Here is a 26,044-nt window from a genome sequence, read left to right as displayed (position 1 = left end):
CTCAGGCCGCCGTGCCCGACGGTGCGCGCAGGGCGTAGCCGACACCGCGGACCGTCTGGATCAGCCGGGGCATGCCGCCCTGCTCGGTCTTGCGGCGCAGGTACATCACGTAGACGTCCAGCGAGTTGGAGGAGGGCTCGAAGTCGAAGCCCCAGACGGCCTTGAGGATCTGTTCCCGGGTCAGCACCTGGCGGGGGTGCGCCAGGAACATCTCCAGCAGCATGAACTCGGTGCGGGTCAGCTCCACGGGCTTGCCGTCGCGGGTCACCTCGCGGGTGGCGGTGTTCATCCGCAGGTCGGCGAAGGCGAGCACCTCGGAGTCGTCCTCGGTGACGGTGGCCCGGGCGGCGGCCTCGGTGGCCAGCGCGTTGCGGCGCAGCAGGGCGCGCACCCGGGCGAGCAGCTCGTCCAGCTCGAAGGGCTTGGCCAGGTAGTCGTCGGCGCCGACGTCCAGGCCGGTGACCCGGTCCCCGACCGCGTCGCGGGCGGTGAGCATCAGCACCGGGGCGGTGTCGCCGCGCGAGCGCATCCGGCGGACGGCGGTGAGGCCGTCCATCCTCGGCATCATGATGTCGAGGAGCACCAGGTCGGGGCGGTCGCGCTCGACGGCGTCGAGGGCTTCGTAGCCGTCGGTGGCGGTGGTGACCTCGTAGCCCTCGAAGGCGAGGCTGCTCTCGAGGGCGTCCCGCAGCGCGGGCTCGTCGTCGACCACGAGCAGTCGGGCCGGGGAGCCCGGCTGCTCGGCAGGGGTGCGGTCGTCGGCGCGGGGAGTCATCGGCGGTGTGGCCCTCTCTGGGTCCGGAAGGGGTCTTGCCATTGTGCGGTGTGGACGGGCGTTGCGGGCGTACTCAGAGGGTCTGACCGGCCTGCATCTTGGGCAGCACCTGCTTGATGCTGTTGATCGGGATGGAGAATCCGAGGCCCACGCTGCCGGCCTGGCTGCTGGTGGAGCTGGAGCTGGAGCCGCTGCCGGAGTACATCGCGGAGTTGATGCCGATCACCTGGCCGTTGGCGTTGATCAGCGGGCCGCCGGAGTTGCCGGGGTTGAGCGCGGCGTCCGTCTGGAAGGCCTGGTAGGTCGCGGTGGAGCCGGACCCTGCGCCGGACCCGGAGCCGGTGGAGCCGCGCCCGCCGTAGCCGGGGAAGCTGGGGAAGCCGAAGCCGCCGTTGCTCTGCGTGCTGCCCTCGTCGACCTGGACGGTGACCTGGCGGTTCTTGGCGCTGATGATGCCCGAGGTGACGGTGCCGGTGAGGCCGTCCGGGTTGCCGATGGCGACCACCGAGTCGCCGACGGCCATCGCGTCGCTGTCGCCGAGGGCGGCCGTGGGCAGGCCGCTGACGCCGCTCGCGGTGATCACCGCGACGTCCAGCGCCTTGTCGGTGCCGGTGACGGTGGCGCTGGCCTTGTTGCCGTTCTGGAAGGTGACGCTGATCGTGCCGCCGTTGCTGACCGCGCCGGAGATGACGTGGAAGTTGGTGAGGATCTGGCCGCCGGGGGTGAGGATCACGCCGGTGCCGGTGGCGGTGGCGTCGCTGGTCTGCACGGTGATCTGGACCACGCTCGGGGAGACCGCGGCGGCGATCGACGCGACGTTGGCGGTGCCGTCGGACCTGGCGGCCACCGGGCTCACGAGGGTGCTGGAGCTCGCGGCGGTGGTGTGCTGGGAGCCGGCGATCGTGCCGCCGGCCAGGCCGCCGAGGACGGCGGCGATCGCCGCGACCGCGGTGACCAGGGCGAGGCGGCCGCGCAGGTACCCGTTGCGGGTCCGCTTGGCGTGGCTGGGGACGGGCTGCTCGACGGGTCCGCCGACCGGGAGTTCGCCCCACGCCGGCGTGGCGTGTTCGGCGTGCTCGGCGTAGCCGGAGTACGGCTCGTGCGGACCGGCCGCCGGGTAGGACGCGTTCGGCGCGGAGAGGTCTTCGTGGACGTGAGCGGTGGGCGCCTCGGCCGGCTTCGGCGGGAGGGGCTGCCCCGACTCATCTGCGGAACTGCGGTGCTGGTCGCTCATGGACCTAACGTCCGCCCGCTGGGTGAAGATCTCATGAGAGCCGAGTCAGAACGGGCAGAGAAGCCTGTTGACTTCTCATAAAGACCCGTTACTCTGCGGCACCGCTTACCCGGTGGTGCTCTCGCCGCAGCCGCAGGAGCGTCGCACGACCAGCCGCGAGGGGAACCGGCGGACCCGCTCGGTGTCCGAACCGGGCACCATCAACGAGTCGTCCAGCACCAGGTCGACGGCCGCCCGGGCCATCGCCTCGCGCTCGCTGGCGACCGTGGTCAGCGGCGGGTCGGCCAGCGCGGCCTCCGGCACGTCGTCGAAGCCCGCCACCGCGAGGTCCTCGGGGACCCGGATGCCGACCTCGCGGGCGGCCCGCAGCAGGCCGATCGCCTGGTCGTCGGTGGAGCAGAAGATGGCCGGCGGCCGATTCGGCGAGCGCAGCAGCTTGACCGCGACCTCGTAGGCGCCGTAGCGGTGGAACGGCGCGTCGATCAGGTATTGCTCGGTGGGCAGCCCGTGGGCGTCCATCGCGCGCTGCCAGCCCTCGACGTGGTCGATCACCGGGTCGCCGGGCGCGGGGGAGTCCACCGGGCCGCCGAAGCAGACCACGTACGGGTGCCCGTGCACCTCCAGCAGGTGACGGACGGCGAGTTCGGCGCCGCCGACGTCGTCGGTCACCACCGAGACGTCGTCGATGGCCTCGGGCCGGCGGTGCAGCAGCACCACCTTGGCGCCCTCCATCGCGGCGAACTCCTTCGCCGCGCGCTGCGGGGCGCCCTGGCTGACCAGGATCAGACCGGAGACCCGCATGCCGAGGAAGGCCCGGATGTAGTGCAGTTCGCGGTCGTCGACGTAGTCCGAGTTGCCGATCAGGACCAGCTTGCCGCGGTCCGAGGCGGCCCGTTCGACCGCGTGTGCCATCTCGGCGAAGAACGGCTGCCGGGCGTCCGGCACGATCATGCCGATCAGGTTGGTCCGGCGGGAGGCCATCGCCTGCGCGACGCTGTTCGGCCGGTAGCCGAGCTGCTCGATCGCGGCGAGCACCTTCTCCTTGGTCGCGGGCGCCACCGGGCGCGGACCGTCGTTGATGACATAGCTGACGACCGCGGTCGAGGTCCCAGCCAGTCGGGCTACATCATCGCGCGTCACCTTGGCCACGCACGGAGTCTACGCGTGTTTGTCCAGTCCCAGGGCGGCCGGTCCGCCGGTCGCCCTGGTCGCTGTCCCGGGCGGGACGGGGACCGGCCCGCCGCGCCCGGTCCGGCTCAGCCCTCGTGCAGGCCGGCGACCGGCTGCTCCACGCCGGCGCGCTCGGCCTTGTCGCCGTGCGAGGGCGTCACGAAGCGGTAGCCGACGTTGCGGACCGTCCCGATCAGCTGCTCGTGTTCGACCCCGAGCTTGGCCCGCAGCCGTCGCACGTGCACGTCGACCGTCCGGGTGCCGCCGAAGTAGTCGTAGCCCCAGACCTCCTGGAGCAGCTGGGCCCGGGTGAAGACCCGGCCCGGGTGCTGCGCGAGGTACTTGATCAGCTCGAACTCCTTGAAGGTGAGGTCGAGCACCCGCCCCTTGAGCTTGGCGGAGTACGTCGCCTCGTCCACCAGGAGGTCGCCGTTGCGGATCTCGGTCGGACTGTCGTCGTTGGCCGCCTGCTGCTGGCGGCCCGTCGCCAGCCGCAGCCGGGCCTCGACCTCGGCCGGTCCGGCGGTGTCCAGCAGGACGTCGTCGACGCCCCACTCGGCGGTGACGGCGGCCAGGCCGCCCTCGGTGACCACCAGGATCATCGGCGAGCTGATGCCGGTGGAGCGCAGCAGCTGGCAGAGGCTGCGGATCTGCGGCAGGTCGCGCCGCCCGTCGACGAGTATCACGTCGGCGCTGGGGGTGTCGACGAGGGCCGATCCCTCGGCCGGGGCCACCCGTACCTGGTGCAGCAGCAGGCCGAGGGCCGGCAGCACCTCCGCCGACGGTTGCAGTGCGTTGGTGAGCAGGAGGAGAGAACTCATACCCGGGTCGTCCCCTTTCCGGGTCGCGGTCGCATGACAGCGGAGGTCCGGTCGGCGGGCCCTGCCGCGCGGGACGTGCCGCACGGGTCGTCCGACCCCTGCCGCACCCCTGCTGGCCTGCTCATCCGCGCACCGTCCGCTCTTCTTGGCTACCACTCGCAAGGCACACGCATCCGGTGTCCTGAAAGCACAAAAGGACCCGGGGGCGACTCTGCCCGGATCCCTTACGCCATGAGAATAGCCGAACACGCCTGGTCCGGGGAGGGGACGCGGGACGTGATCCCGGTCGCGTCCCGCGCCGTACGCCCCGGCGCCGACCCCTGTGGCCTGCGAAGTTCCCGCCTTGTGGGGGGTGCGAGCCATCATGGGTCACGGCACCGACCGGCACTGTCCGTGTACACCTTTCGAGAATGGGGCCGCCATGACCGCGACCACCGAACCCTCCCCCAGCCTCCGGCCCGGAGGTACCCCCGGCGTGGTGACCGGCACGATCCGCTACTGGGCCGCCGCCAAGGCGGAGGCCGGCATCGCCGAGGAGCCGTACCGGGCGGCCACCCTGGCCGAGGCGTTGCAGCACGCCCGCGAGCTGCACGCGGACCGGCCGCGCTTCGTCCAGGTGCTGGGCATCTGCTCGTTCCTGGTGGACAGCGAGCCCGTGGGCGGCCGTGACCGCGCCGCGGTGGCGCTCACGGAGGGCGGCGTCATCGAGGTGCTGCCCCCGTTCGCCGGGGGCTGACCGGCCGGATCGGAGCCGCGCGGCGGGCCGGGGGGAGCCGCGGGGCCGGTCCGGGTACGGAACCATGGCCCCGGACAGATCGTCGTACCGACTGGTACGGCAACCACGGACGGGGAGACTTTTTCGATGCGGACCTTGATCAAGGTGTTGATCGGTGTCGTGGTCCTGGCCGGCCTGCTGGTCGGGGCCGACCGGATCGCCCTCTCGACGGCGCAGAGCAAGGCCGCGGACCAGTTGGCGAACCGACAGGGCATCAGCGGCCGCCCCTCGGTGACGATCGACGGGTTCCCCTTCCTCACCCAGGCGCTGGACAAGAAGTTCGACAGCGTGCGGCTCTCGGCGAACAGCGTGCAGCTCTCCGGCGGCGGACAGACCGTCCAACTGGACTCCTTCGCCGCCAAACTGAGGGGTGTTCGGGTCAGCGGTGACTACAAGTCGGCCACCGTCGACTCGGGCACCGGCTCCGGTCGGCTGCCGTATGCCAACGTCGAGAGCCTGCTCGGCCTGGACTCCCGCACCACCCTCGGCTACGGCGGGCCCGGCCTGCTCAAGGTCTCCGTCCAGGTGCTGGGCCAGAAGGTCGGCACGACGGTCAAGCTGCGCACGGACGGCAACCGGGTGCTGGTGGACAGCGTGGGCGACGTCCCGGGCGTGGGGCTGCTGCCGGGCGTCAGCTCGATGGTCTCCACGGCGATCGGCTCGAAGAGCTTCACGCTGCAGGACATGCCGGTCGGACTCACCCTGAGCCAGGTCACCCCGGAGCCGGACGGCCTCGTGCTGGCCTTCCAGGGCAGTTCGCTGCAGCTGGCCGGCTGACCTCCCGGGCAGGCCCGGCCCCCGCACGGCATCCCGCCCCGTGAGACCCGCCGCTCGGCGGGCCCCGCGGGGCGGTGGTGTTTTCGCCCGCCCGGCCGGGCGAAGGGGGGTGAAATCCCACTCCTCGAACATATTCGTCTCAGTATTCGACACTCTGATGACAGGGACGCTCTCCGGTCCCTAGCATCATCGGCATGAAGCGACAGGCGGACCTCACAAAGCGGCGGGCGGTAGACCTCTGCCGCGTGGCTGCCTGCCTGTGTCGAAAGCGTTGATCGGCGGCTCGGTCCGGCAGTATTTGATCCGCCGCCTCGCCCGCTCGTAGGCCTGAACAGGCATTTCCCGCCTTCGGCCACCCCCAAGGACTCCCGCCCGTCGGCACCTGTTCCCGCCCCGTCTCAGCATCCGGACATATATTCGGACAAGCTGCACGGAAGATCGGACCGCGCCGGGCACCACCTCCGCACACCGCCCCCGGATGGAGACACATCTCATGAGCCGCAGTGACGTCCTGGTTGACGCCGACTGGGTCCAGGCGCACCTGGACGACCCGAAGGTCGTCGTCGTCGAGGTCGACGAGGACACCGCCGCCTACGACAAGAACCACATCCGCAACGCGGTCCGGATCGACTGGAAGAAGGACCTCCAGGACCCGGTCCGCCGCGACTTCGTCGACCAGGCCGGCTTCGAGGCGCTGCTGAGCGCCAAGGGCATCGCCAACGACGACACCGTGGTGCTCTACGGCGGCAACAACAACTGGTTCGCCTCGTACGCCTTCTGGTACTTCAAGCTGTACGGCCACGGCGACGTGCGCCTGCTCGACGGCGGCCGCAAGAAGTGGGAGCTGGACTCCCGCGACCTGGTCGACGGCGCCGAGGTCCCGGCCCGCGCCGCCACCGAGTACAAGGCGCAGGAGCAGAACACCTCGCTGCGCGCCTTCCGCGACGACGTCCTCGCCGCGATCGGCAGCAAGAACCTGGTCGACGTCCGTTCGCCCGACGAGTTCTCCGGCCGCCTGCTCGCCCCGGCCCACCTCCCGCAGGAGCAGTCGCAGCGTCCGGGCCACGTCCCGAGCGCCCGCAACATCCCGTGGTCGAAGAACGCCAACGACGACGGCACCTTCAAGTCGAACGAGGAGCTCACCGCCCTCTACCAGGCCGAGGGCGTCGACCTCGCGCAGGACACCATCGCCTACTGCCGCATCGGCGAGCGCTCCGCGCTCACCTGGTTCGTGCTGCACCAGCTGCTCGGCCAGCAGAACGTCAAGAACTACGACGGTTCGTGGACCGAGTACGGCAGCCTGGTGGGCGTGCCGATCGAGCTCGGCAGCAACTGAGCACCGCGCAGTACCCGTAAGAAGGAGACCGACATGTGTGGTGCGAAGGCCGGCGGCCCGGACCTGGCAGGAGTAGACGTGGCGAACGAGACGATCATTCAGGGTTCGGTCACCCGAGACGGTGAGCCGGTCAACGGCTACGTCCGGTTGCTCGACGCGGGCGGCGAGTTCACCGCCGAGGTGCCCACCTCGTCCACCGGGCAGTTCCGCTTCTTCGCGGCCCCGGGCAAGTGGACGGTGCGCGCGCTGGTGCCCGGTGCGACCGTGGACCGTGTCGTGGTCGCCTCGCAGGGCGCCCAGACCGAGGTCCCGATCGCGGTCTGAGGCGACGGGTCGGTGACGACCCGCTGAACGACCGGCTGAGAGCCCCTGCCACGGCGGGGGCTCTCAGCCGTACCGTGGTGGTGTGCAGCGCAACCGCCGACATGTGTACTACTTCGCCATGATGGCCGGGTGCATCGGCCTCTTCGTCCTGGCCTGGGGAGTCGTGCGGTTCTTCTCGGTCCCGGCGGCGATCGGCATGTGCCTGGTCGCGATGGTCATCCCGCCGCTGGCGGCGATCTTCGCCAACAAGCGCGACCCGCAGGACGACTGGTGGAACGACCCGCGCTGGGACGACCCCGACTGGGACGACCCGGGGCACGACCGCGACAAGCCCGACCGGTAGCGGCGCGGCGGCGGCGCGGATCAGTAGACGAGCGCCTGCACGTCGTCGGCCATGATCTCACTCAGGAAGACCTGGGCGCCCGCGATGCGGACACCGTCCAGGGTGTCCGACTGCCCGATCCCGCGCCGCACCGCGCACTGCGTGCAGAGCGTGACCGTGCCGGCCGCCAGCACCGAGTCCAGCAGGTCGGGCAGCGGCGCGGCGTGCGGCAGCTCGAACTGCGCCGCGCGGCCCGGCAGCGCGAACCAGGACGACTCCCCGGTCAGCCAGAGCGAGACCTCGACCCCGCTGGCGACCGCGATGGCCGCCACCGTGAACGCCTGCGAGCACCGCTCGGGCGCGTCGGCTCCGGCAGTGACCTTGATGACCAGCTTCTTCGACACACCGCCGAGCATAGAGGGCGCGCGCCGTGCGGCGGCCCCTTCCGGCCGTCCCTCCCGACCTCGCCGACCGGCAAACGGCTGGTCGGCCGGGCGTAGGGCGGGCCTCACCGCGAGTCGCCGATCGGCGCCGGATAGACTCGCGCCGTCGTATCCGTCCGCTATCGACATACCGGGAGCGCACCGTGAGTGGCCTCGAACTCTTCTACGACGGCCTGCTGGCCCTGATGGCCGTCCTGATCACCTGGTTCGCCATCTTCTCCGTGATGAAGCTCTACCAGGGCCAGCGCTGACCTCTCCCGTACGGTTGGACCACGTACGGCTGAGCCGGCACGCCCCCCGCCCCCGACTGCGACCAGGATCATGATCGAGATTCCTTCTGACCTCCACCCGGACGTCGTTTCGCTGGCCTTCCTTCTCGGCACCTGGGAGGGCGCCGGGGTTTACGCCCCGCTGCCGGTCGAAGGGGGCCCGGACACCGAGAAGTGCAACTTCGGCCAGGAGGTCGTGTTCCGGCACGACGGCCGGCCGTTCCTGGAGTTCCGCTCACGGACCTGGGTGCTGGACGACGAGGGCGAGAAGATCCGCCCGCTGGAGAACGAGCACGCGTTCTGGCGCGTCACCAGCAACCAGCGGGGCACCAGCGGCGCGCGTGGCGTGGAGATCTCCTCCGTGCGCGACGACGGCACCGTGGAGATCTGGTACGGCGAACTCGCCGACGGCAAGCCGCAGATCAACGTGACCACCGACGCGGTCGCCCGGATCGAGGGCTCGGCCCCGTACAGCGGCGGCAAGCGGCTGTTCGGCTTCGTCAACGAGGAACTGCTCTGGGTCGGCGAGAAGGCCGCCCCCGAGGTGCCGCTGCGGCCGTACATGTCCGCGCAGCTCAAGAAGGTGCTCAGCCCGGCTCAGTTGATCAAGGACATCAACGACCTGCCGGACGACGGCATCGCCTTCTTCCGCTGATCGCCCGGCCGTCCGGTCGCCGCTGATCCCTACACTGGACCCCCGGGACCTCTATCCGAGCAGGGGCAGCATCGTGGCGAACAACGGGACGACCGCGTCGTCCGACTGGAAGACCGACCTGCGCCAGCGTGGCTACCGGCTCACCCCGCAGCGACAGCTGGTGCTGGAGGCGGTCGACGTGCTCGACCACGCCACGCCGGACGAGATCCTCAACCAGGTCCGGCTGACCGCCAGCGGGGTCAACATCTCCACGGTCTACCGGACCCTGGAGCTGCTGGAGGAGCTCGGGCTGGTCTCGCACGCCCACCTCGGCCACGGTGCGCCGACCTACCACCTGGCGGGTCGGCACACCCACCTGCACCTGGTCTGCCGGGACTGCGACGGGGTCACCGAGACCGACACCGCGATCGCCGCCCCGCTGATCGACAGCCTGCGCACCCAGCACGGCTTCGACACCGACCTCAAGCACTTCGCGATCTTCGGCCGCTGCGCCGACTGCACCGCCAAGCTCCCGCCCGAGTAGCCCGCCGGCCGGGCGTCGTAAGCTGACTGCCATGAAGAGCCCGCTGCTGTCCCTGCCCGGTGCCGTCCCCGCCGAAGGGGCCGACGAAGGCGTCGCGGCCCACTACGGCGACCTCTTCCGCGAGCAGCGCGAGCTGGCGGCGGGCCGGGCGTTCGTCGATCTGTCGCACCGCGCCGTGATCACCTTCACCGGCCCCGACCGGTTGGCCTGGCTGCACCTGCTGCTGACCCAGCACGTCAGCGAGCTGCCGCCGCAGCAGGCCACCGAGGCGCTGATCCTGTCCCCGAACGGGCACGTCGAGCACGCCCTCTACCTGGTCGACGACGGCACCACCACCTGGGCGCACGTGGAGCCGGGCACGCAGCAGGCTCTGATCGAGTACCTGGAGCGGATGAAGTTCATGTACCGGGTGGAGATCGCCGACGCCACCGACGAGTTCGCGGTGGTGCATGTGGCCTCCGGCTCCACCGCGTCCGCCGACGGCGCCGCCGCCGTGCGCGAACTCCCGTACGGGCGTGACCTGTTCCTGCCCCGCGCCGAACTCGCCTCGGCCACCCGTGGGTTCGGCTCGCCGGCCGGGATCTGGGCGTACGAGGCGCTGCGGATCGAGGGCCACCGCCCGCGGCTCGGCTTCGAGACCGACCACCGCACCATCCCGCACGAGGTGGACTGGCTGCGTTCCGCCGTCCACCTGCAGAAGGGCTGCTACCGCGGCCAGGAGACGGTGGCCCGGGTGCACAACCTGGGCAAGCCGCCGCGCCGGCTGGTCTTCCTGCACCTGGACGGCACCGAGGAGGTGCTGCCGCCGCACGGCACCGAGGTGCGGCTCGCCTCGGACGGCCCGGAGGCCCGCGCGCTGGGCTTCGTGACCTCCTCGGCCCGGCACTTCGAGCTCGGCCCGATCGCGCTGGCCCTGGTCAAGCGCAACGTCCCGGTCGACGCGCTGCTGCGGGCCGGCACCGTCCCGGCCAACCAGGACGTGGTGGTCCCGCAGTAGCGGGCCCGCTCAGACCTCCAGCAGCACGGTGAACGGCCCGTCGTTCACCAGCGACACCTTCATGTCCGCGCCGAACCGGCCGGTCTCCACCGTGGCGCCGAGCGTGCGCAGTTGCGCCACCACCTCGTCGACCAGCGGTTCGGCGACCGGTCCGGGCGCCGCCGCGTTCCAGGTGGGGCGGCGCCCCTTGCGGGCGTCGCCGTAGAGCGTGAACTGGCTGATCACCAGCAGCGGTGCGTTCAGGTCCGAGCAGGACTGCTCGACCTCGCCGCCGTCGAAGAGCCGCAGCGTCCAGAGCTTGCGGGCCAGTTGGGCCGCCTTCTCGCCGGTGTCCCCGTGGGTCACCCCGACCAGGACGCACAGCCCAGGCCCCTCGATCGCGCCGACCTGCTCGCCGGCCACCGTCACGGCGGCCCCACTCACCCGCTGCACCACTGCTCGCATGCGGGCCATTCTGCCCGGGGCGCGCCGATGGCCGGTACGCGCCGGTGGTGTGCGCCGTCCGCCCCGGGGCGGACCGGGTGGTGACGGCCACTGCCAGGTCATATCAGCCATACCCGTTCGCCACGGGGCCGTTCGGGTGCATCTGCGCCCCGTCGGCGACCGGGGGGTGGCACGATTCGGGACGGCACCGGGCTCCGGAGGCGGGCGCGAGCGGTCGACCGAGAGTTCGAGCGCTCGTACGTCCGTACCGGACGCGCTCGCTCATGTGGGTGGCGCCGGGCCGGCCGGGGAACCCCGGAGGGGCCGATGGGCGTGCCTCAGTGGAGTGCGGCCGTAAGGGCGGGACCAGGACAACGGCAGGTGGTTGGTCGATGGACACGAACAGAGTGCCGAGCGAGCCCGAGGTGGCCCAGGCGGAGCTGGGGACGCTCGGCCTCGACGCGCTGCGCACCCTGCGCCGGGACGCCCGGGAGCAGGAGGCCGACCTGTCCTACCTGCGCCGCCTGTTGCAGGGCCGGGTGGACATCCTGCGGGCCGAACTCGACCGCCGCACCCTGGACCGCAGGCAGCGACCGGTCCACCCGGACACCCTGCTGCACCGGCTCCCGCAGATCCTGGCCGACGCGCCGTCGCCGGTGCGCAGCTCGGCCCGGCACGTCACGCTGGGCCCCCCGCGCGGCGAGCAGTACCGCGAGGAGGCGGACGCCCTGATGGGTGACGTGCAGCTGGCGGACCTCGCCGCGCACGCCTCGGCGGAGCTGCTGGCCGCGCTGGACCGGCTCACCGCGCACGAGCGCGAGGTCTCCGGCCGGCGCCAGCTGCTGCAGCGGACGGCGGACGGCTGCAGCGCCGAGATCACCCGGCGGTACCGTGAAGGTGAAGCGCGGGTCGACGACCTGCTCGCCGGAGGCACGCCGGCCGACTGAGACCCGGTCGCCACGGACGCCGCCGACACCCTCGTCCGCTCCGGAAGGCTCTCACCCCATGCCCGACTCTGCCGATCTCCTGCCCGTTCTCGCCGAGGTGGTGCGCTCCGGCTTCACCGAGGGCCACCACCGGGGTTCCCTGGTGGTCCTCGCCGCCGACGGGACGGTGGACCTCGCAGTGGGCGCGCCCGAGCGCCCGATCTTCCCCCGGTCCTGCAACAAGCCCTTCCAGGCGGTGGCCACCCTGCGGGCCGGCCTGCCGATCGAGGGCGAGCTGCTGGCGCTGGCGGCCGCCAGCCACTCCGGAGAATCGTTTCACCTGGACGGTGTGCGGACCATCCTGGCCGGCGCGGGACTGGCGGCCGAGGACCTGCAGACCCCGCCCGACCTGCCGCTGGACCCGACCGAGGCCGAGCACCACCTCGCGGCCGGCGGGACCAGGGCGCCGCTGCTGATGAACTGCTCGGGCAAGCACGCCGCCTGGCTGGCCGCCAGCAAGGCCAACGGCTGGGAGACCGCCAGCTACCTGGACCCCGGGCACCCGATCCAGCGGCTGGCCCAGGAGGCGCTGGAGGAGGCCTCCGGCGAGTCGATAGCCGCCCTCGGGACGGACGGCTGCGGCGCGCCGCTGCACGCCGTCTCGCTGGTCGGCCTGGCCCGCGGCTACCGCTCGCTGCTCCTCGCCGAGCCCGGCACGCCGCAGCGCCGGGTGGCGGACGCGATGCGCGCGCACCCGCAGTACGTGGCCGGTACCCGCCGTCCCGACACCTGGCTGATGCAGGCGGTCCCGGGGACGCTGTCCAAGATGGGCGCGGAGGCCGTCCAGGCGGTGGCCCTGCCGGACGGGCGGGCCCTCGCCTTCAAGATCGACGACGGCGCCGGCCGGGCGCTCGGCCCGGTGCTGGCCGCGGTGCTGCGCCGGCTCGGGCTGGACGACGCGGTGCTGGAGCGGATCGGCGCGGCTCCGCTGCACGGCGGCGGCGCGGTGGTGGGCGAGATCCGCGCGGTGGTCGAGGGTCTGTAGCCCGGACACACCGGAGGCCGGGGTCGGTGGAGTGTGTCCACCGGCCCCGGCCTCCGGGCCGAGCAGCCGTCAGGGAGCCTCGAAAGAACGAGAACGACCGGTCGCGACCGAACGCCCTCAGTGGGCGTGGCCGGACTCCTCAAGGCGCTTGACCGAGGCGACGATCTCGGCCTCGGCCTCGATGCGGCCGACCCAGGCCGCGCCCTCGACGGACTTGCCGGGCTCGAGGTCCTTGTAGACCTCGAAGAAGTGCTGGATCTCCAGGCGGTCGAACTCCGACACGTGGTGGATGTCCCGCAGGTGCTCCCAGCGCGGGTCGGTGGCCGGGACGCAGAGCAGCTTGTCGTCGCCGCCTGCCTCGTCGGTCATCTGGAACATGCCGATGGCACGGCACTTGATCAGGCAGCCGGGGAAGGTCGGCTCGTCCAGGATGACCAGGGCGTCCAGCGGGTCGCCGTCCTCGCCGAGCGTGCCCTCGACGAAGCCGTAGTCGGCCGGGTAGCGGGTCGAGGTGAAGAGCATCCGGTCCAGACGAAGGCGACCGGACTCATGGTCCACCTCGTACTTGTTGCGGGAGCCCTTCGGGATCTCGATGGTGACGTCGAACTCCAACGGTTCCTCCAAGGTAGGGACTGACAGAATCCAAGTGTCTCCTACGGGAGGGAGTGCTGTGGAAAGGGGATGGGCAGTGGCAGGGGCAGGGACACGTAGAGGTGCACGGGTGGTGCTGTCGTCGGCCGTGACCGTGGTCGCGCTGGTCGTGGGCGGTACGGGGGCTTCGGCGGACGGGACGGCGGCTCCGGCGGCAGCGGCGCCCGCGCCGGCCGTCCTCGCCCCGGCGGTCACCACGGCGGGGGACGACATACCGACCACCGCCGGCCTCCAGCGCGCGCTGGCCCAGCTGGTGCAGGACAAGGCGCTCGGCACGCTGAACTTCGCGGTGACCGACGGCGGCACCGGCAAGCTGCTGCTCGGCTCCGGCGAGGGGACGCCCGCCACTCCGGCCTCCACCACCAAGCTGGCCACTTCCGTGGCGGCGCTCACCCTGCTGCCGGCCGACACCCGGATCACGACCCGGGTGGTGGCGGGCGCGACGCCCTCCGACATCACTCTCGTGGGTGGCGGGGACCCCACGCTCAGCGGACTTCCGGTCGGTCAGATCCGGATCGCCGGCGCGCCGGTGGACACCGACTCGGCCCCCGCCTCACTGATCGAGCTGGCCCAGCGCACCGCCGCCGCGCTCAAGGCGGCCGGCGTCGCCACCGTGCACCTCGGCTACGACACCTCGCTCTTCACCGGTCCGGCCGCGCACAAGTACAACGACGGGTACAACATCGGCCCGATGGCGTCGCTGATGGTGGACGAGGGGCGCAACGACCCCACCGAGGACACCGACGTCCCGCCCCGGGTGGTCGACCCGGCGGCCCAGGCGGCGGGCAGGTTCGCCGACCTGCTGGGTGCTCAGGGCATCACGGTGGGCGGCAAGCCGGCCCAGGTGGTGGCGGCGGCGGGCGCGGCGCCGCTGGCCCAGGTGCAGTCGCCCACCCTCGCCCGGTTGGTCGAGCGGCTGCTCACCAACTCGGACAACACGCTGGCCGAGGCGGTGGCCCGGCAGGTGGCGATCGCCGCGCACCAGCCGGTCAGCTACGACGGTGCGGCCGCCGCCGTCACCCAGACGCTGCAGGGGCTCGGCATCCCGATGGCGGGCGTCCAGCTGAACGACGGCAGCGGGCTGAACGTCAAGAACACCATCCCGCCGCTGGTGCTCTCCGACCTGCTCGCCCTCGCCGCCTCCCCCGAGCACCCGCAGCTGCGCCCGGTCCTGACGGGCCTTCCGATCGGGGCCTTCAGCGGGACGCTGCTCAGCCGTTTCAACGCCGCCCAGGGCACCGTCGGCGGCGCCGGCATCGTGCACGCCAAGACCGGCAGCCTCAGCAACGTCAACACCTTGGCGGGCACCGTGGTGGACGCCGACGGACGGCTGCTGGTCTTCGCCCTGATGACCAAGACCACAGCCGGCGCGGACACCGCGCGCGCCGCGATGGACCGCATCGTCACGGCGCTGGCCGGCTGCGGCTGCAAGTAAGACCGACCGGCACATGGTGGGCGGCGTCGCGGAGCACGTACGGTGAGGGCATGACGAGCGCGAGCGGCGGTGCCGACATGGTCGACTGGAATCTCGCGGTCGCGACGGCGGTCCGATTGGCCCGGCCGGGCCCCCAGGTGACCCGGGACGAGGCCCGCAGGGTGGTTTCCGAGCTGCGCGAGCACGCCCGCACCGCGGAGGGCGCGGTGCGCGAGTTCACCGGCATGCGCTCGACCAGCCTGACGGCCGAGGGCGCCGCGCCGGTCCTGGTGGTGGACCGCCCGGGCTGGGTGCGCGCCAACGTCGCGGGCTTCCGGACGGTGATCAGGCCGTTGGAGCAGAAGCTCTCGGCCCGCCGGGCCGGCAGCACCGGCGGCGCGGTGCTCGGCGCGGTGGGGGAGAAGGTCACCGGGGTGGAGGTCGGCGCGGTGCTCGCGCTGCTCTCCGGCAAGGTGCTCGGCCAGTACGAGACCTTCGCCGCCGCCGAGCCCGCCGAGCGCGGCGTCCCGCACACCCCCGACAGCCCGGCCGGGCTGTTCGACCAGCCCCGGCTCGGACCGGACCAGCCGGGACCCGGCCGGCTGCTGCTGGTGGCACCGAACATCGTCCAGGTGGAGCGGGAGCTGGACGTCGACCCGCACGACTTCCGGCTCTGGGTCTGCCTGCACGAGGAGACCCACCGCACCCAGTTCACCGCCGTCCCCTGGCTGCGCGACCACGTCCAGGCGGAGGTGCAGTCCTTCCTCGCCGAGACCGACGTGGAGCCGACCGCGCTGCTGGAACGGCTGCGCGAGGTGCTCTCCCCGTCGGACCGCCCGCAGCGCGAGACCCTGCTCGAACTGGTCCAGACGCCCGCCCAGCGCGAGATCCTGAACCGGCTGACCGCCGTCATGTCGCTGCTCGAAGGCCATGCGGACGTGGTGATGGACGGAGTCGGCCCGAGCGTGGTGCCGAGCGTGGGCGAGATCCGGGAGAAGTTCCAGCGCCGCCGGGACAAGGGCGCGGGCCGGCTCGACCTGCTGCTGCGCCGGCTGCTGGGGATGGACGCCAAGCTGCGCCAGTACCAGGACGGCGCGGTCTTCGTGCGCGGTGTGGTGGACCGGATCGGGATGGACGGCTTCAACCGGGTCTGGACGTCCCCGAACACCCTCCCGACCAAGGACGAGATCCACAACCCGGCCGCCTGGGTGGCGCGGGTCGGACGCCAGTCCTAGCCGCGCCCCTCGGACGGGTGATCGGGTGAGGTGAAGATACGTTTCTTCATTCACCCGTCCGTGGGACGGTGGTCGTACCGGTGGCGCGGGTGGCCCGACCGCACCCCCACTTCTGCGACGATCTGTGAGCATTCGGTAACGGGCTGCTATCAGTGCCTCTGGTCGCGTGCCCGCCCCCAGCAGAGGAGTTGCTCACCGTGGGTCCACATCCCGCTGTCGCGGCGATACGCCTGGCCGTCCGCCGCGCCCTCGCCGACCTCGTGGCCGAGGCCGGCGCCGCCTTCACCGCGCCGGCCGCCGTCCCCGCCCGGTCCGGCGCTGTCGCGGCCGTCGCGACGGCCACCGCCGCCTCGCCCGCCACCGTCCTGATCGGCAACGCCCGGCGCCACCCCTCGGGCCTGCCGCGCACCCCCGCCGCCCCCGGCTCCCCGCTCGTCCTGGTCGCCGTCAGCGGCGGCGCGGACTCCATGGCGCTCGCCACCGCCACCGCCTTCGAGGCGCCCAAGCTCGGTCTGCGGGTCGGCGCCGTCACCGTCGACCACGGCCTCCAGGACGGCTCCGCCGCCCGCGCCCTCCAGGTCGTCGAGCGCCTGCGCGCGCTCGGCCTGGACCCGGTGGAGGCCGTCCCGGTCCGGGTCGGCCGCCAGGGCGGGCCCGAGAACGCCGCCCGCGACGCCCGCTACGCCGCGCTCGACGAGGCCGCCGAGCGCCACCAGGCGCTGGCCGTCTTCCTCGGCCACACCCGCGACGACCAGGCGGAGACCGTGCTGCTCGGCCTGGCCCGCGGCTCCGGCGCCCGCTCGCTGGCCGGGATGCCCGCGCAGAAGGGCCGCTACCGCCGCCCGCTGCTGGACCTCGACCGCTCCGCCACCCGGCAGGCCTGCACCGCACAGTCCATCCCGGTCTGGGACGACCCGCACAACATGGACCCCGCCTACACCCGCGCCCGGGTGCGCCACGAGGTCCTGCCGGTGCTGGAGAAGCACCTGGGCAACGGCGTGGTGCAGGCGCTGGCCCGCACCGCCCGGCTCTTCCGCGACGACGCCGACGCCCTGGACCAGTGGGCCGACGTGGTGGAGAAGGACCTCTCCCGGCGTGATCTGCACGACGGTGCGGGCACCCTGGACGCCGTCCGGTTGGCCGAGCTGCCCTCGGCCGTCCGGCGCCGGGTGCTGCGCCGAACCGCGCTGCGGGCGGGCTGCCCGGCCGGTGATCTCTTCTCCCGGCACCTGGAAACGGTGGATCTGCTGGTCACCGCGTGGCGGGGCCAGGGGCCGCTCCACCTACCCGGGGGCGTCGAGGTCACCCGAAGGTGTGGCAACCTGGTGTTTCGGCGGCAGGGCGACTGACGCCGAAACAACAGGACCACGAACACTTGAGGACGTACTCCCGGTGGACGACAAGGACATGGGCGCCGACCTGGCGAAGGTGCTCATCAGCAAGGACGAGATCGACGCCAAGCTCCTGGAGCTGGCCGAGCGGATCGACCGGGACTACGCCGGGAAGGACCTGCTGATCGTCGGCGTCCTCAAGGGCGCCGTGATGGTCATGGCCGACCTCGCCCGGGCCCTGCACTCCCAGGTGACGATGGACTGGATGGCCGTCTCCTCGTACGGCATGGGCACCAAGTCCTCCGGCGTGGTGCGGATCCTCAAGGACCTCGACACCGACATCGCGGGCCGGGACGTGCTGATCGTCGAGGACATCATCGACTCCGGCCTGACGCTCTCCTGGCTGCTCGGCAACCTGGGTTCGCGCGGGCCGGCCTCGCTGGAGGTGTGCACCCTCCTGCGCAAGCCGGACGCGGCCAAGGTCGAGATCGACGTCAAGTACGTCGGCTTCGACATCCCCAACGAATTCGTCGTGGGGTACGGCCTGGACTACGCGGAGAAGCTCCGCAACCTGCCGTTCATCGGTACGCTCGCCCCACACGTCTACGGCGGCTGACGCAGAAGCCGTAGATCAGGGAACAGTCCGCCGGTCCCGCCCGTTGGAGTCGGCGGATGGACAACTCCACAGACACCAGCAGGTCGCGCTTCCACGGAGCGGGGCACCACTGCTGTACGGTCAAATTACCCGCTCTTCGTACGACTTCCAGCCGGCTGGGAGCGGGGTGCACATGCACATACCGGATGCGCCGACGGCCGAGAGCCGTGCAGCGCCGTTGAGTGGCAGGAGGGACGGGGCGGCAACGCCCCGCATGGATGGACGTCAAGCGATACTTCCGCGCGCCGATCGCATGGATCCTCCTGGCCGTCGTCGCCGTCATTGTGCTGATGCAGGTCGTTTCTGACTCGAACGGCTACAAGACGGTGGACACCGGCCAGGTCGTTGCAGCGATCGACGCGGGCCAGGTCAAGCAAGCCCAGATCACCACCGGTGATTCCAACACCGTCAAGATCGAACTGCTCCCGGGCGCCAGCCTCACCAACGCCGGATCGGGCGGCAAGAGCCCGTCCGGCAGCAAGTTCCAGGCCTCCTACATCGGGGACCAGGGCAAGGACATCGCCAACACGTTGCAGAGCCAGGTCAACAAGGGCTCCCTGCCGCAGGGCTACACGATCAGCCCGGAGAAGCAGTCGACCTTCGTCAGCCTGCTGCTCTCGATGCTGCCCATCGTGATCATCGTGCTGGTCTTCCTCTTCCTGATGAACCAGATGCAGGGTGGCGGCTCGCGGGTCATGCAGTTCGGCAAGTCCAAGGCCAAGCTGCTCACCAAGGACACCCCGAAGACCACCTTCGCGGACGTCGCGGGTGCGGACGAGGCGGTGGAGGAGCTCCACGAGATCAAGGAGTTCCTGCAGGAGCCGGCCAAGTTCCAGGCCGTCGGCGCCAAGATCCCCAAGGGTGTGCTGCTCTACGGCCCGCCCGGAACCGGTAAGACGCTGCTGGCCCGCGCCGTCGCCGGCGAGGCCGGCGTGCCGTTCTACTCGATCTCCGGCTCCGACTTCGTCGAGATGTTCGTGGGTGTCGGCGCGAGCCGGGTCCGCGACCTCTTCGAGCAGGCCAAGGCGAACGCCCCGGCGATCGTCTTCGTCGACGAGATCGACGCCGTCGGCCGGCACCGCGGTGCGGGTCTCGGCGGTGGCCACGACGAGCGCGAGCAGACCCTCAACCAGCTGCTGGTCGAGATGGACGGCTTCGACGTCAAGGGCGGCGTGATCCTGATCGCCGCCACCAACCGTCCGGACATCCTGGACCCGGCGCTGCTGCGCCCGGGCCGCTTCGACCGCCAGATCGCGGTCGAGCGCCCCGACCTGCAGGGCCGCCTGGACATCCTGAAGGTGCACCAGAAGGGCAAGCCGGTCGCGCCGGACGTCGACCTCAAGGCCGTCGCCAAGCGCACCCCCGGCTTCACCGGTGCGGACCTGGCGAACGTCCTCAACGAGGCCGCGCTGCTGACCGCCCGCTCGGACAAGAAGCTGGTCGACAACCTCACCCTCGACGAGGCGATCGACCGCGTGGTGGCGGGCCCGCAGAAGCGGACCCGGATCATGTCCGAGAAGGAGAAGAAGATCACCGCGTACCACGAGGGCGGACACGCCCTGGTCGCGGCGGCCTCTCCGAACAGCGACCCGGTCCACAAGATCACCATCCTGTCCCGCGGTCGTGCGCTCGGCTACACCATGGTGCTGCCGGAAGAGGACAAGTACTCGACGACCCGTAACGAGATGCTCGACCAGCTGGCGTACATGCTGGGCGGGCGCGCGGCGGAGGAGCTGGTCTTCCACGACCCGACCACCGGCGCCTCGAACGACATCGAGAAGGCCACCGCCACGGCTCGGGCCATGGTCACCCAGTACGGGATGACCGAGCGGCTCGGCGCGATCAAGTTCGGTTCGGACAACTCCGAGCCGTTCCTGGGCCGCGACATGGGCCACCAGCGCGACTACTCGGAAGAGGTCGCGGGGCTGGTCGACGAAGAGGTCAAGAAGCTCATCGAGAACGCCCACAACGAGGCCTGGGAGATCCTGGTCGAGAACCGGGACGTGCTCGACAACCTGGTTCTGGAGCTCCTGGAGAAGGAGACCCTGAACAAGGAGCAGATCGCCGAGGTCTTCAAGTCGATCGTCAAGCGTCCGGCCCGGCCGGCCTGGACGGGCTCGTCCCGTCGCACGCCGTCCACCCGGCCGCCGGTGCAGTCTCCGAAGGAGCTGGCGCTCACCAACGGCGCCGCCGCTTCGCTGGAGGCCACCGCGGTGGACATCGTGAAGCTCCCGCCGGTCATCGGTGACAGCACCTCCGAGAGCTGACCGAACCGCACGGAATGGATGCCGCGCCCCCGGGGTTTGTACCCTGGAGGCGCGGCATCTCTGCTGCTCAGCAACTTCTCCCCTGCACTAGCGAGGCTCGAATGATCGACCCGGTGACGCTCGACGGTCAGTCCGCCATCGGCACCTTCGACCAGAAGCGCGCCGAGAACGCGATCCGCGAGCTGTTGCTCGCCGTCGGCGAGGACCCGGACCGTGAGGGTCTGCTGGAGACGCCGGCCCGGGTGGCCCGGGCGTACAAGGAGATATTCTCCGGTCTCTGGCAGGAGCCCGAGGACGTCCTGACCACCACCTTCGACCTCGGCCACGACGAGATGGTGCTGGTCAAGGACATCGAGCTGACCTCGGTCTGCGAGCACCACCTGGTCCCGTTCCGCGGGGTCGCGCACGTCGGCTACATCCCCTCGGTCAGCGGCAAGATCACCGGCCTGTCCAAGCTGGCCCGGCTGGTCGACGTCTACGCCCGCCGCCCGCAGGTGCAGGAGCGGCTGACCAGCCAGGTGGCCGACGCGCTGATGCGGATCCTGGAGCCGCGCGGGGCGATCGTCGTGGTGGAGTGCGAGCACATGTGCATGTCGATGCGCGGGATCCGCAAGCCCGGGGCCAAGACCATCACCTCGTGCGTGCGCGGCCAGCTGCGTGACCCGGCGACCCGGGCCGAGGCGATGAGCCTGATCATCGGCCGCTGACCGCCCGTCGGCCGCCGCCGGCCGCGTCAGCTGCGCGGCTCGCGGTCGGGGGGCGGCGCCAGCCGGTCGCTCATCCACTCCAGGGCGGCCGGCAGCTCACGGCGCCAGGTGTCGAAGCTGTGGCCGCCGTCGGGGAGGAAGAGCGACTCCACGCTGAACTCCGGGTGCGCGGCCGCGACCGGCTGGGCGACGGAGAGGAACTGCTGGGTCGCCGGGTAGTTGTCCTCGGTGCGGGTGGAGACCACCAGCATCGAGACCTTGGGTGCGGGCATGTTCTGCAGCCGCCAGGCCAGGTCGTACTGCTGGGCCAGCCCCGGGTTGCCCGAGTAGAGGTCGCCGCTGCTGCCGAACGGGTCCGGCACCACCGTGTAGTCCGCGTGCAGCCCGGCCGCCGCGCTGTACGTGTCGGGGAAGCGCGCGGCCAGCCGCAGGGCGCAGCCGCCGCCGGTCGAGTAGCCGAGGACGCCCCAGGAGCCCGCCGAGCGGCTGACCCGGTAGGCCGAGCGCAGCGCGGTCGGGACGTCCTTGGCGAACCAGGTCTCGGTCTGCGGTCCGCCGGGGACGTTCACACACTCGGTGTCGCGCGGCGCGGCCACACTGGGGCGGGCCATCACGACGATGGTCGGTTCCATCTTCCCGGTCCGCTGGAGGTCCCAGATCGTCTTCGGCTCGTCCATCTCCTTCAGCAGGTGCAGCGGCGTCCCGGGGAAGCCGGCCAGGCTGAGCAGGACGGGGAAGCGGTGCCGCGCGTACTTCGGGTTGAAGTACTCGGGAGGCAGGTAGATGAACATCTGGTCGGAGAGACCGGACTCCTTGCCGTGCACCAGGACCGAGTCCACCCGCCCTACCTGCTCCGGGGTGCCCTGCGGGACGTCGTCCGCCTCCAGACCGCCTTCGGTGGTCGGCTGGACCAGCGCGTCGGTCTTCGGAGGACTGCTCTTGCCCGTTCCGCCGACCGGGGGAGCGAGCGCCAGCGGGGCGTCCCCCGGGTGCAGTAGGTCGTCCCAGGAGGAGTAGAAACCGTACGTGTGATTGACGGCCAGCGCACAGACGGCCAGTACAGTCAGTTGAGTGACCGTCAGCAGGCAGATCCGGCCGAGCATCGGCAGCAGCCGCTGCGGGGCCAGCCTGGGCCAGAACCAGAGCGTTGCCAGAACGGTCAGGACGGCGAGTGCTACCAGGGCATACACCAGACCGCTGCTGGTCAAATTCATGCGACGGGCTCCCCGGGCGGAGGTGGCTGTGCTGTCGGTTCATCATCGGAGTGCGGTCGGGGCACGGCCACCGGAGTTCGTCCCCTACACCGGGGGAACGCGAGGCGAACGGCGTACGGCACGGGCACGGGGGGAGCCGGTCGGACGGCTTCACCCACACGAACCAAGGGCCTAGACTTCGGCGTTGCGCTCTGCGCGGTGCGCGGCCGAGCCGTCTGCCAGGCGTCGCAGCTACCACAAGGCCAAGGGATTACCCCCTCTTGACGGTCATTTTGTCAAGGTAAGGAATACGCATGAAGGTCCATCCCAGCTCATCCCTCAGGGTGACCGGACACCCCTCCGCACCCTCTACGCTGAGTTTTCATGAGCGTTCCCGTGTCCGCTGAGTCGTCTCCCGAGCAGCCCCGTCGCCGAGGTCTGCAGACGCTGCGAACCCAAGCCTCCACCGTCCCCCGCGCCTGGCTGCCGGGGGCGGTCGGCTATGCCTGCCTGCTGATCGGCCTGGTGGACATCGCCAGTGCGATCTTCCCGAAGCTGAAGCGCTCCAGGATGCATACCTGGACCGGCCAGCTGCCCGGCGGCACCACGACCCTCGCCGCGGCCGGCACGCTGGTCATCGGCATCCTGCTGGTGTTGCTCGCGCACGCGCTGCGCCGCCGCAAGCGCCGGGCCTGGCGGATGGTCTGCGTGCTGCTGCCGCTCGGCGCCGCGCTGCACGTCCTGCGCTGGCACCAGATCGGCCCGGCCGTGGTCTCGATGACCCTCTTCGTCGTGGTCCTTGTCCACCGGCGGGAGTTCTACGCCAAGGCCGACCCGCGTACCCGCTGGCGCGCTCTGTTCAACCTGATCGTGATGGGCGCCGTCAGCCTCGCGCTCGGCCTGCTGATCGTCAGCGCCCACCCGCACTCCGAGATGGGCAACCCGGACCTGCTGGCCCGGCTGAAGGAGACCGTCTGGGGGCTGTTCGGCCTGGACGGTCCGGTCGACTACCGCACCGACCGCACCCGTGACCTGGTCGGCTACTCGCTGGCCGCGCTCGGCCTGGTGACCGCCTTCACCAGCGGCTACCTCGCGCTGCGCCCGGAGAAGCCCGAGCCGGAGCTGACCGCCGAGGAGGAGGTCAAGGTCCGCGCGCTGCTGGACCGGCACGGCGAGCGCGACTCGCTGGGCTACTTCGCGCTGCGTCGCGACAAGAGCGTGCTCTTCTCGCCGACCGGCAAGGCGGCGATCTCCTACCGGGTGATCTCCGGCGTGATGCTGGCCTCCGGCGACCCGGTGGGCGACGTCGAGGCCTGGCCCGGCGCGATCAAGGTCTTCATGGCGGCGGCCCGCGAGCACGCCTGGGTGCCGGCCGTGATGGGCTGCAGCGAGGTCGGCGGCGAGGTCTGGACCCGCGAGGCGGGCCTGGACGCGCTGGAGCTCGGCGACGAGGCGATCGTCGACGCGAGCACCTTCTCGCTGTCCGGCCGCGCGATGCGCAACGTCCGACAGATGGTCAAGCGGATCGAGCGCAACGGCTACTCGTGCAAGGTCCGTCGGGTCGGCGAGCTGGACCGCGCGGAGAAGCTGCGGATCGCGGACGCCGCGGCCCGCTGGCGCGGCACCGACACCGAGCGCGGCTTCTCGATGGCGCTGGGCCGCTTCGGCGACCTGGGCGACGACGAGTGCGTGGTGGTCACCGCCCACAAGGCCCCGGAGGAGGGCGAGCCGGCCGGCGGCGACGACCTCAAGGCGGTGCTGCACTTCGTTCCGTGGGGCCCGGACGGCATCTCGCTGGAGCTGATGCGCCGTGACCGCGCGGCCGACCCCGGCCTGAACGAGCTGCTGATCGTGGCGGCCCTGCAGGCCGTCCCGGCGCTCGGCGTGCGCCGGGTGTCGCTGAACTTCGCGATGTTCCGCTCGGCGCTGGCCCGCGGCGAGCGGATCGGCGCCGGTCCGGTGCTGCGCGCCTGGCGCGGACTGCTGGTCTTCCTCTCGCGCTGGTTCCAGATCGAGTCGCTGTACAAGTTCAACGCCAAGTTCCAGCCGGAGTGGGAGCCGCGGTTCCTGGTCTACCCGAGCACCCGGGACCTGCCGCGGATCGGCTTCGCGGCGATGCAGGCCGAGGCGTTCATCACCCTGGGCATGCCGAAGTTCGGGCGCAAGCGCCAGCGGCAGGGGCTGCTGCCGGCTCCGACCGGGCCGGAGTCGGTCGCTCCGGCCGCCTGACCGGGCGGCGGGCGATGGCCGGATAATAGGGCCATGAACAACCCGCTGCCCGGCCTCGCGCACCTCGACCGCTGCGCCGTGATGGGCGTCGTCAACGTCACCCCCGACTCGTTCTCGGACGGCGGCCTCTGGCTCGATCCGGAGGCCGCCGTCGCGCACGGTCTGGACCTGGTGGCCCGCGGCGCGGACCTGGTGGACGTGGGCGGCGAGTCCACCCGTCCGGGGGCCCACCGGGTCACCGAGCAGGAGGAGCTGCGCCGGGTCGTCCCCGTGGTCCGGGAGCTGGCCGCGGCCGGGGTGGTGGTCTCGGTGGACACCATGCGGGCCGCCGTCGCCGAGCAGGCCGTGGCAGCCGGTGCCCGGCTGGTCAACGATGTCTCCGGCGGCCTGGCCGACCCCGCGATGGCCGCGGTGGTGGCCGAGCTGGGGGTGCCGTTCGTGGTGATGCACTGGCGCGGCCAGTCGGCCGACATGGACCGCCTGGCGGTCTACGGGGACGTGGTGGCCGAGGTGGCGGCCGAACTGCGCGAGCGGGCCGACGCGTTGCTGGCCTCGGGGGTCAAGGAGGAGCAGCTGATCCTCGACCCGGGTCTCGGCTTCGCCAAGACCACCGCGCACAACTGGGCCCTGCTGGCCGGTCTGGACGCGCTCACCGCGCTGGGCCGGCCGGTCCTGGTGGCGGCTTCACGCAAGCGCTTCCTGGGTACGCTGCTGGCCGACCCGGAAACCGGGGAGCCGCGGCCGGCCCGGCAGCGCGACGACGCCACGGCGGCGGTGTCGGTGCTCTCCGCACGCGCCGGGGCCTGGGCGGTCCGGGTGCACGACGTCGCGGGGACCGCCGATGCGGTACGGGTCGTGGCGGCCTGGCAGGCTGCCGGGCAGAGCTGACCGAGGGAGTGGGTGGTGGCGTGGCTGGTGACGGCGCGTTGAGCAACGGGGCGGCGGCAGGGTCGCTGGAGGCGGACCGGGAGGCCGTGCTGGCGGCGAACCAGCGCCTCTACGACGCGTTGGAGATAGGCGATCTGGAGGCGATAGAGGACGTCTGGCTCTCCGCCGCGGACGCCGACGACAAGCACGGCGTGATCTGTGTGCACCCGGGATGGCCGGTGCTGCGCGGCCGGGCCCAGGTGACCCGGTCCTACATGCTGATCATGATGAACACGGAGTACATCCAGTTCTTCCTGACCGACGTCGAGGTCGAGGTGCAGGGCGATGTGGCCCTCGTCACCTGTACGGAGAACATCCTCTCCGGGGGCGAGGCCGAGGAGGAGGGCGAGCTCGGCCCGCTGGTCGGCGGCAAGGTCGTGTCGACCAACCTTTTCCGCCGTACCGAGGCGGGCTGGCGGCTCTGGTCGCACCATGGCTCACCGGTGCTGACCAGCGGCGATGACGAGGACGAGGACTGAGGCCCGACGGTGTGCGCGGGGCCGGCGGGAATGCCCCGACGGACACCTGATGTTCACCCTGCTCGACGCACCGTCGTGCGTGGCCGATGCCCGGGCCGGGTAGGAGCGCTCCATCCGTGGCACCGTGCTGTCATGTGCCAC

At 71.5% G+C, this 26,044-nt stretch carries 28 protein-coding genes; 20 read left to right on the top strand and 8 right to left on the bottom strand.

Annotation, left to right across the window (positions count from 1 at the left end):
• Position 1: 1 nt before the first annotated feature.
• From BS80_RS18645 to BS80_RS18630, 4 genes are all read right to left on the bottom strand, one after another.
• Positions 2 to 775: a response regulator transcription factor gene (locus tag BS80_RS18645; protein WP_035798860.1), complete on the bottom strand. Its 774-nt coding sequence runs from the start codon at positions 773 to 775 to the stop codon at positions 2 to 4.
• A 73-nt stretch (positions 776 to 848) separates the two neighbouring features.
• The gene (locus BS80_RS18640) at positions 849 to 2,009 is read right to left on the bottom strand and encodes a S1C family serine protease (protein WP_035798857.1); all 1,161 of its coding nucleotides are present in this window, start codon (positions 2,007 to 2,009) and stop codon (positions 849 to 851) included.
• A 105-nt stretch (positions 2,010 to 2,114) separates the two neighbouring features.
• Positions 2,115 to 3,158, bottom strand: a complete 1,044-nt coding sequence (locus tag BS80_RS18635; protein ID WP_035798854.1) for a LacI family DNA-binding transcriptional regulator — start codon at positions 3,156 to 3,158, stop codon at positions 2,115 to 2,117.
• Positions 3,159 to 3,265: 107 nt separating this feature from the next.
• Positions 3,266 to 4,000 (bottom strand): response regulator transcription factor, encoded by a 735-nt coding sequence (locus BS80_RS18630; protein WP_051966765.1) that lies wholly within the window; start codon positions 3,998 to 4,000, stop codon positions 3,266 to 3,268.
• A gap of 421 nt (positions 4,001 to 4,421) precedes the next feature.
• Here BS80_RS18630 and BS80_RS18625 point away from each other — a divergent pair, with 421 nt between their 5' ends.
• From BS80_RS18625 to BS80_RS18605, 6 genes are all read left to right on the top strand, one after another.
• Positions 4,422 to 4,736 (top strand): MoaD/ThiS family protein, encoded by a 315-nt coding sequence (locus BS80_RS18625; protein WP_198045557.1) that lies wholly within the window; start codon positions 4,422 to 4,424, stop codon positions 4,734 to 4,736.
• A 126-nt stretch (positions 4,737 to 4,862) separates the two neighbouring features.
• Positions 4,863 to 5,552 carry an LmeA family phospholipid-binding protein gene (locus tag BS80_RS18620; RefSeq protein WP_035798851.1) on the top strand — a complete coding sequence of 230 codons (690 nt, stop codon included), beginning with the start codon at positions 4,863 to 4,865 and terminating at the stop codon, positions 5,550 to 5,552.
• Between the two features lie 194 nt (positions 5,553 to 5,746).
• Positions 5,747 to 5,827: an Ms5788A family Cys-rich leader peptide gene (locus BS80_RS44105; protein WP_370221044.1), complete on the top strand. Its 81-nt coding sequence runs from the start codon at positions 5,747 to 5,749 to the stop codon at positions 5,825 to 5,827.
• A gap of 218 nt (positions 5,828 to 6,045) precedes the next feature.
• Entirely contained in the window at positions 6,046 to 6,888 is an 843-nt protein-coding gene (locus tag BS80_RS18615; protein WP_035798849.1) for a sulfurtransferase, read from the top strand.
• Positions 6,889 to 6,921: 33 nt separating this feature from the next.
• On the top strand, positions 6,922 to 7,212 hold the full coding sequence (locus BS80_RS18610) for a DUF1416 domain-containing protein (RefSeq protein ID WP_035798846.1): 291 nt from the start codon (positions 6,922 to 6,924) through the stop codon (positions 7,210 to 7,212).
• 82 nt (positions 7,213 to 7,294) lie between these two features.
• Complete coding sequence (locus BS80_RS18605; RefSeq protein ID WP_035798844.1) at positions 7,295 to 7,555, top strand: DUF3099 domain-containing protein; 261 nt, start codon at positions 7,295 to 7,297, stop codon at positions 7,553 to 7,555.
• Between the two features lie 20 nt (positions 7,556 to 7,575).
• Here the strand turns inward: BS80_RS18605 and BS80_RS18600 are convergent, their stop codons facing one another.
• Positions 7,576 to 7,938 (bottom strand): DsrE family protein, encoded by a 363-nt coding sequence (locus BS80_RS18600; protein WP_035801823.1) that lies wholly within the window; start codon positions 7,936 to 7,938, stop codon positions 7,576 to 7,578.
• A gap of 360 nt (positions 7,939 to 8,298) precedes the next feature.
• Here BS80_RS18600 and BS80_RS18595 point away from each other — a divergent pair, with 360 nt between their 5' ends.
• The 3 genes from BS80_RS18595 to ygfZ all read left to right on the top strand — a co-directional run bounded on the left by BS80_RS18595 (position 8,299) and on the right by ygfZ (position 10,421).
• Positions 8,299 to 8,901, top strand: coding sequence for an FABP family protein (locus BS80_RS18595; protein WP_035798842.1), 603 nt, complete (start codon positions 8,299 to 8,301; stop codon positions 8,899 to 8,901).
• Between the two features lie 73 nt (positions 8,902 to 8,974).
• The gene (locus tag BS80_RS18590; RefSeq protein WP_035798839.1) at positions 8,975 to 9,424 is read left to right on the top strand and encodes a Fur family transcriptional regulator; all 450 of its coding nucleotides are present in this window, start codon (positions 8,975 to 8,977) and stop codon (positions 9,422 to 9,424) included.
• A gap of 31 nt (positions 9,425 to 9,455) precedes the next feature.
• Positions 9,456 to 10,421, top strand: a complete 966-nt coding sequence (ygfZ, locus tag BS80_RS18585; protein WP_035798836.1) for a CAF17-like 4Fe-4S cluster assembly/insertion protein YgfZ — start codon at positions 9,456 to 9,458, stop codon at positions 10,419 to 10,421.
• Positions 10,422 to 10,430: 9 nt separating this feature from the next.
• Here ygfZ and dtd read toward each other — a convergent pair whose 3' ends face one another.
• On the bottom strand, positions 10,431 to 10,865 hold the full coding sequence (gene dtd, locus BS80_RS18580; RefSeq protein WP_083974890.1) for a D-aminoacyl-tRNA deacylase: 435 nt from the start codon (positions 10,863 to 10,865) through the stop codon (positions 10,431 to 10,433).
• A 371-nt stretch (positions 10,866 to 11,236) separates the two neighbouring features.
• On the opposite strand from dtd, the gene BS80_RS18575 reads away from it, so the two are divergent.
• Both BS80_RS18575 and BS80_RS18570 read left to right on the top strand, forming a co-directional pair.
• The gene (locus BS80_RS18575) at positions 11,237 to 11,791 is read left to right on the top strand and encodes an RsiG family protein (protein WP_051966764.1); all 555 of its coding nucleotides are present in this window, start codon (positions 11,237 to 11,239) and stop codon (positions 11,789 to 11,791) included.
• Positions 11,792 to 11,849: 58 nt separating this feature from the next.
• Positions 11,850 to 12,815: an asparaginase gene (locus BS80_RS18570; protein ID WP_035798831.1), complete on the top strand. Its 966-nt coding sequence runs from the start codon at positions 11,850 to 11,852 to the stop codon at positions 12,813 to 12,815.
• Between the two features lie 117 nt (positions 12,816 to 12,932).
• Here BS80_RS18570 and BS80_RS18565 read toward each other — a convergent pair whose 3' ends face one another.
• Positions 12,933 to 13,427, bottom strand: a complete 495-nt coding sequence (locus tag BS80_RS18565; RefSeq protein ID WP_035798828.1) for an inorganic diphosphatase — start codon at positions 13,425 to 13,427, stop codon at positions 12,933 to 12,935.
• A gap of 109 nt (positions 13,428 to 13,536) precedes the next feature.
• Between BS80_RS18565 and dacB the strand changes: the two genes are divergently transcribed.
• The 6 genes from dacB (at position 13,537) to folE (ending at position 21,075) form a co-directional block, all read left to right on the top strand.
• Positions 13,537 to 14,901, top strand: a complete 1,365-nt coding sequence (gene dacB, locus BS80_RS18560; protein ID WP_051966763.1) for a D-alanyl-D-alanine carboxypeptidase/D-alanyl-D-alanine endopeptidase — start codon at positions 13,537 to 13,539, stop codon at positions 14,899 to 14,901.
• A gap of 50 nt (positions 14,902 to 14,951) precedes the next feature.
• Positions 14,952 to 16,115 (top strand): zinc-dependent metalloprotease, encoded by a 1,164-nt coding sequence (locus BS80_RS18555; RefSeq protein ID WP_035798825.1) that lies wholly within the window; start codon positions 14,952 to 14,954, stop codon positions 16,113 to 16,115.
• Positions 16,116 to 16,312: 197 nt separating this feature from the next.
• Positions 16,313 to 17,464 (top strand): tRNA lysidine(34) synthetase TilS, encoded by a 1,152-nt coding sequence (gene tilS, locus BS80_RS18550; protein ID WP_035798823.1) that lies wholly within the window; start codon positions 16,313 to 16,315, stop codon positions 17,462 to 17,464.
• Positions 17,465 to 17,507: 43 nt separating this feature from the next.
• A complete protein-coding gene (gene hpt / locus BS80_RS18545; RefSeq protein WP_035798821.1) occupies positions 17,508 to 18,062 on the top strand; it encodes a hypoxanthine phosphoribosyltransferase in 555 nt (184 codons plus the stop codon).
• A 257-nt stretch (positions 18,063 to 18,319) separates the two neighbouring features.
• Positions 18,320 to 20,368 (top strand): ATP-dependent zinc metalloprotease FtsH, encoded by a 2,049-nt coding sequence (gene ftsH, locus BS80_RS18540; RefSeq protein WP_035798820.1) that lies wholly within the window; start codon positions 18,320 to 18,322, stop codon positions 20,366 to 20,368.
• Between the two features lie 101 nt (positions 20,369 to 20,469).
• Complete coding sequence (gene folE / locus BS80_RS18535; protein WP_035798818.1) at positions 20,470 to 21,075, top strand: GTP cyclohydrolase I FolE; 606 nt, start codon at positions 20,470 to 20,472, stop codon at positions 21,073 to 21,075.
• A 26-nt stretch (positions 21,076 to 21,101) separates the two neighbouring features.
• On the opposite strand, the gene BS80_RS18530 is transcribed toward folE, so the two are convergent.
• Positions 21,102 to 22,289, bottom strand: coding sequence for an alpha/beta hydrolase (locus BS80_RS18530; RefSeq protein WP_035798816.1), 1,188 nt, complete (start codon positions 22,287 to 22,289; stop codon positions 21,102 to 21,104).
• A 363-nt stretch (positions 22,290 to 22,652) separates the two neighbouring features.
• On the opposite strand from BS80_RS18530, the gene BS80_RS18525 reads away from it, so the two are divergent.
• The 3 genes from BS80_RS18525 to BS80_RS18515 are packed head-to-tail and all read left to right on the top strand — an operon-like array spanning position 22,653 to position 25,903.
• On the top strand, positions 22,653 to 24,497 hold the full coding sequence (locus tag BS80_RS18525; protein WP_083974886.1) for a phosphatidylglycerol lysyltransferase domain-containing protein: 1,845 nt from the start codon (positions 22,653 to 22,655) through the stop codon (positions 24,495 to 24,497).
• A gap of 33 nt (positions 24,498 to 24,530) precedes the next feature.
• Positions 24,531 to 25,385, top strand: a complete 855-nt coding sequence (gene folP, locus BS80_RS18520) for a dihydropteroate synthase (RefSeq protein ID WP_157536371.1) — start codon at positions 24,531 to 24,533, stop codon at positions 25,383 to 25,385.
• Positions 25,386 to 25,405: 20 nt separating this feature from the next.
• A complete protein-coding gene (locus BS80_RS18515; RefSeq protein WP_408607390.1) occupies positions 25,406 to 25,903 on the top strand; it encodes a nuclear transport factor 2 family protein in 498 nt (165 codons plus the stop codon).
• The last annotated feature ends 141 nt before the right edge of the window (positions 25,904 to 26,044 follow it).

The sequence above is a fragment of the Kitasatospora mediocidica KCTC 9733 genome, from assembly GCF_000744225.1.
In the GTDB taxonomy this organism is placed as follows: domain Bacteria; phylum Actinomycetota; class Actinomycetes; order Streptomycetales; family Streptomycetaceae; genus Kitasatospora; species Kitasatospora mediocidica.
The sequence above is the reverse complement of the archived record's forward strand: the minus strand, read 5'-3'. Positions and strand labels throughout refer to the sequence as shown.

What these genes read in the sequence shown, in the direction of transcription:
- ftsH (WP_035798820.1), top strand. Translation starts at nt 18,320, where the DNA reads ATGGACGTCAAGCGATACTTCCGCGCGCCGATCGCATGGATCCTCCTG.
- dtd (WP_083974890.1), bottom strand. Translation starts at nt 10,865, where the DNA reads ATGCGAGCAGTGGTGCAGCGGGTGAGTGGGGCCGCCGTGACGGTGGCC.
- BS80_RS18620 (WP_035798851.1), top strand. Translation starts at nt 4,863, where the DNA reads ATGCGGACCTTGATCAAGGTGTTGATCGGTGTCGTGGTCCTGGCCGGC.
- BS80_RS18525 (WP_083974886.1), top strand. Translation starts at nt 22,653, where the DNA reads ATGAGCGTTCCCGTGTCCGCTGAGTCGTCTCCCGAGCAGCCCCGTCGC.
- BS80_RS18645 (WP_035798860.1), bottom strand. Translation starts at nt 775, where the DNA reads ATGACTCCCCGCGCCGACGACCGCACCCCTGCCGAGCAGCCGGGCTCC.
- ygfZ (WP_035798836.1), top strand. Translation starts at nt 9,456, where the DNA reads ATGAAGAGCCCGCTGCTGTCCCTGCCCGGTGCCGTCCCCGCCGAAGGG.
- BS80_RS18555 (WP_035798825.1), top strand. Translation starts at nt 14,952, where the DNA reads ATGACGAGCGCGAGCGGCGGTGCCGACATGGTCGACTGGAATCTCGCG.
- BS80_RS18575 (WP_051966764.1), top strand. Translation starts at nt 11,237, where the DNA reads ATGGACACGAACAGAGTGCCGAGCGAGCCCGAGGTGGCCCAGGCGGAG.
- BS80_RS18640 (WP_035798857.1), bottom strand. Translation starts at nt 2,009, where the DNA reads ATGAGCGACCAGCACCGCAGTTCCGCAGATGAGTCGGGGCAGCCCCTC.
- BS80_RS18625 (WP_198045557.1), top strand. Translation starts at nt 4,422, where the DNA reads ATGACCGCGACCACCGAACCCTCCCCCAGCCTCCGGCCCGGAGGTACC.
- BS80_RS18615 (WP_035798849.1), top strand. Translation starts at nt 6,046, where the DNA reads ATGAGCCGCAGTGACGTCCTGGTTGACGCCGACTGGGTCCAGGCGCAC.
- BS80_RS18595 (WP_035798842.1), top strand. Translation starts at nt 8,299, where the DNA reads ATGATCGAGATTCCTTCTGACCTCCACCCGGACGTCGTTTCGCTGGCC.
- BS80_RS18570 (WP_035798831.1), top strand. Translation starts at nt 11,850, where the DNA reads ATGCCCGACTCTGCCGATCTCCTGCCCGTTCTCGCCGAGGTGGTGCGC.
- BS80_RS18630 (WP_051966765.1), bottom strand. Translation starts at nt 4,000, where the DNA reads ATGAGTTCTCTCCTCCTGCTCACCAACGCACTGCAACCGTCGGCGGAG.
- BS80_RS18610 (WP_035798846.1), top strand. Translation starts at nt 6,922, where the DNA reads ATGTGTGGTGCGAAGGCCGGCGGCCCGGACCTGGCAGGAGTAGACGTG.
- folE (WP_035798818.1), top strand. Translation starts at nt 20,470, where the DNA reads ATGATCGACCCGGTGACGCTCGACGGTCAGTCCGCCATCGGCACCTTC.
- folP (WP_157536371.1), top strand. Translation starts at nt 24,531, where the DNA reads ATGAACAACCCGCTGCCCGGCCTCGCGCACCTCGACCGCTGCGCCGTG.
- BS80_RS18530 (WP_035798816.1), bottom strand. Translation starts at nt 22,289, where the DNA reads ATGAATTTGACCAGCAGCGGTCTGGTGTATGCCCTGGTAGCACTCGCC.
- BS80_RS44105 (WP_370221044.1), top strand. Translation starts at nt 5,747, where the DNA reads ATGAAGCGACAGGCGGACCTCACAAAGCGGCGGGCGGTAGACCTCTGC.